Origin of the sequence: Paraglaciecola arctica (genome assembly GCF_018861065.1) — a bacterium.
In the GTDB taxonomy this organism is placed as follows: Bacteria; Pseudomonadota; Gammaproteobacteria; order Enterobacterales; family Alteromonadaceae; genus Paraglaciecola; species Paraglaciecola arctica_B.
In genome coordinates this window covers 1-4,139 of sequence record NZ_JAHKQO010000009.1, presented here as the reverse complement: position 1 = coordinate 4,139, position 4,139 = coordinate 1, and the positions used below count along the sequence as shown (strand labels likewise).

The window sequence follows — 4,139 nt, the reverse complement described above, 5'->3', positions numbered from 1 at the left end:
GTTGACCGCGGGGTAGCATGTCACATCTGTTCAGACGATAGGTCACCTGCTTTCAAGCCAATTGGCGTGACACACTCACCAAATTCCAACCACAAAAAAAGGCCACCTTATGCAGGTGGCCTTTCTTCTGAATGGGAGTCTGGCAATGTGCTACTCTCGCATGGGGAAACCCCAAACTACCATCGCCGCTAATGTGTTTCACTTCTGAGTTCGGAATGGGATCAGGTGGTACCACATCGCTATTGTCGCCAGACAAAAACTGTATATAACGTCTACTTAGACATTACATTTCAATATGTAAAAGCTGAGGTCTTATGACCAAGTAATCAATGCTAAAGAGGTCTTTAGTCTTACTCTATTGTTTATGATGTTGTCTTGTCACTCATCAAACGCTTTATAGTTTTTTATCTCACCTTCTCGTTTGTCACCCGCTTTTAACTTTAGCGAGCAGATACATTGTCAGCAAAACCACGTTTTTGCGGTTAAGCAATGTATCGCGACAGCACGATAGTGCGTTTATAAAAAGCCACTTTGGCGTTGTATGGTTAAGCCTCACGGGCAATTAGTACAGGTTAGCTCAACGCATTGCTACGCTTCCACACCCTGCCTATCAACGTCGTAGTCTTCAACAACCCTTTAGGTACGTTAAACGTACAGGGATGACTCATCTTGGGGCTCGCTTCCCGCTTAGATGCTTTCAGCGGTTATCGATTCCGAACGTAGCTACCGGGCAATGCCTTTGGCAAAACAACCCGAACACCAGCGGTTCGTCCACTCCGGTCCTCTCGTACTAGGAGCAGCTCCCCTCAATCATCCAACGCCCACACCAGATAGGGACCGAACTGTCTCACGACGTTCTAAACCCAGCTCGCGTACCACTTTAAATGGCGAACAGCCATACCCTTGGGACCGACTTCAGCCCCAGGATGTGATGAGCCGACATCGAGGTGCCAAACACCGCCGTCGATATGAACTCTTGGGCGGTATCAGCCTGTTATCCCCGGAGTACCTTTTATCCGTTGAGCGATGGCCCTTCCATTCAGAACCACCGGATCACTATGACCTACTTTCGTACCTGCTCGACGTGTCTGTCTCGCAGTTAAGCTGGCTTATGCCATTGCACTAACCTCCTGATGTCCGACCAGGATTAGCCAACCTTCGTGCTCCTCCGTTACGCTTTGGGAGGAGACCGCCCCAGTCAAACTACCCACCAGACACTGTCCACATTCCCGATAAGGGAACAATGTTAGAACATCAAACCTACAAGGGTGGTATTTCAAGGTTGACTCCACATCATCTGGCGACAATGCTTCGAAGTCTCCCACCTATCCTACACATGTAGGGTCAATGTTCAGTGCCAAGCTATAGTAAAGGTTCACGGGGTCTTTCCGTCTAGGTGCGGGTACACAGCATCTTCACTGCGATTTCAATTTCACTGAGTCTTGGGTGGAGACAGCGTGGCCATGATTACGCCATTCGTGCAGGTCGGAACTTACCCGACAAGGAATTTCGCTACCTTAGGACCGTTATAGTTACGGCCGCCGTTTACCGGGGCTTCGATCAAGAGCTTCTCCGAAGATAACCCCATCAATTAACCTTCCGGCACCGGGCAGGCGTCACACCGTATACGTCATCTTTCGATTTAGCACAGTGCTGTGTTTTTAATAAACAGTTCCAGCCACCATTTCACTGCGGCCCCCATTCGCTCATGAAGCAAGTCCAATCACAAACAGGGGCGTACCTTCTCCCGAAGTTACGGTACGATTTTGCCGAGTTCCTTCACCCAAGTTCTCTCAAGCGCCTTAGTATTCTCTACCTGACCACCTGTGTCGGTTTGGGGTACGGTTCGATATATCATAAGTTTAGAGGCTTTTCCTGGAAGCAGAGTATTTGCAACTTCAACACCTTAGTGTCTCGTCTCGTGTCTCGAGCATGTAGAATCCCGGATTTGCCTAAGATTCAACCCTACGCACTTTCACCTGGACAACCAACGCCAGGCTTGCATAACTTTCTCCGTCCCCCCTTCACTGATATACCAAGTACGGAAATATTAATCCGTTTCCCATCGACTACGCATTTCTGCCTCGCCTTAGGGGCCGACTTACCCTGCCCTGATTAGCATGGGACAGGAAACCTTGGTCTTCCGGCGTGGGGGTTTTTCACCCCCATTATCGTTACTCATGTCAGCATTCGCACTTGTGATATGTCCAGCAAACCTCTCAGTTCACCTTCAGCCACTTACACAACGCTCCCCTACCACTTGTACATAAGTACAAGTCCGCAGCTTCGGTATATTACTTAGCCCCGTTACATCTTCCGCGCAGGCCGACTCGACTAGTGAGCTATTACGCTTTCTTTAAAGGATGGCTGCTTCTAAGCCAACCTCCTAGCTGTCTTAGCCTTCCCACTTCGTTTCCCACTTAGTAATATTTAGGGACCTTAGCTGGCGGTCTGGGTTGTTTCCCTCTTCACGACGGACGTTAGCACCCGCCGTGTGTCTCCCGGATAGTACTCACAGGTATTCGGAGTTTGCAAAGGGTTGGTAAGTCGGGATGACCCCCTAGCCTTAACAGTGCTCTACCCCCTGTGGTATTCGTCCGAGGCGCTACCTAAATAGCTTTCGGGGAGAACCAGCTATCTCCCGGTTTGATTGGCCTTTCACCCCCAGCCACAAGTCATCCGCTAACTTTTCAACGTTAGTCGGTTCGGTCCTCCAGTTGATGTTACTCAACCTTCAACCTGCCCATGGCTAGATCACCGGGTTTCGGGTCTATACCTAGCAACTAAACGCGCAGTTAACACTCGCTTTCGCTACGGCTCCCCTATTCGGTTAACCTTGCTACTAAATATAAGTCGCTGACCCATTATACAAAAGGTACGCAGTCACAGAACAAGTCTGCTCCTACTGCTTGTACGTATACGGTTTCAGGTTCTATTTCACTCCCCTCACAGGGGTTCTTTTCGCCTTTCCCTCACGGTACTGGTTCACTATCGGTCAGTTAGGAGTATTTAGCCTTGGAGGATGGTCCCCCCATCTTCAGTCAAGATAACACGTGTCCCGACCTACTTAATATGGCAATAATGACGCTTCGTGTACGGGGCTATCACCCTGTATCGCTGTGCTTTCCAACACATTCCACTACTTCATTACTACTCGGCTGCTCCCCGTTCGCTCGCCGCTACTAGGGGAATCTCTGTTGATTTCTTTTCCTAAGGGTACTTAGATGTTTCAGTTCCCCTCGTTTGCCTCTACAACCTATGTATTCAGTTGCAGATACCGCCGAAGCGGTGGGTTTCCCCATTCGGATATCTGTGGGTCAAAGCATTTTGTCGGCTCTCCACAGCTTTTCGCAGACTTACACGTCCTTCATCGCCTCTAACTGCCTAGGCATCCACCGTATACGCTTAGTCACTTAACCATACAACCCAAAATGACCTCTCTGCTACCTAAGTAACAGTACGTTGCATTTCTTCACCTCAGTAACGTCAGAGGTAAATCAAACAACTCGTCCACCCTCTGTCCTTTTATTACAGAGTTAGGCGTCATCTTGCGATGACCGTTGTATGCGTGACAAGTTACTAATCATAAATCAGATAGAGTAAGTTCCTAAGAACCACTCTTTTAGTTTTCGATTACTTTTTTATCAGCTTTCCATATTGTTAAAGAACATTGTTTCCACCTAAGTGAATAACAATTAAGGTTTAAAAAACCTTAATCAATAAACACTGCTTGATACACTAAACAGTACACATTGATTAAGGTTACTTAATCTTATTTAAAACCTAGAGTTAACGGCTTCCAACATTCGCTACGCAAATATTGGTAGGCTTGGGCAGACTTGAACTGCCGACCTCACCCTTATCAGGGGTGCGCTCTAACCAGCTGAGCTACAAGCCTAAATACTGCAAGACTGTTACTCCGTCGGCTTCGACCTCACCACTCTTTACCGGGCAGGGCTGCAACCATCCGAACTACAAGCCTATTATTGCGCAAGCAATTTGGTGGAGCTAAGCAGGATCGAACTGCTGACCTCCTGCGTGCAAGGCAGGCGCTCTCCCAGCTGAGCTATAGCCCCTTTCTAAATGCACTTTCATGCTAGAAACGGTCTCTCGGTTCTCTTCATCAAAACAAAACAATC

Annotated in this window: 2 tRNA genes and 2 rRNA genes; all 4 read right to left on the bottom strand. The window is 48.2% G+C overall.

The features are described 5' to 3' along the window. Nucleotides 1-137: 137 nt before the first annotated feature. A 5S ribosomal RNA gene (gene rrf, locus KO534_RS03665) occupies nt 138-253 on the bottom strand. 288 nt (nt 254-541) lie between these two features. Further along, nucleotides 542-3,419: ribosomal RNA gene (locus KO534_RS03660) — 23S ribosomal RNA — on the bottom strand. Nucleotides 3,420-3,821: 402 nt separating this feature from the next. After that, nucleotides 3,822-3,898 (bottom strand) — tRNA-Ile (locus tag KO534_RS03655). A gap of 102 nt (nt 3,899-4,000) precedes the next feature. After that, nucleotides 4,001-4,076: transfer RNA gene (locus KO534_RS03650), tRNA-Ala, on the bottom strand. Between the last annotated feature and the right edge of the window lie 63 nt (nt 4,077-4,139).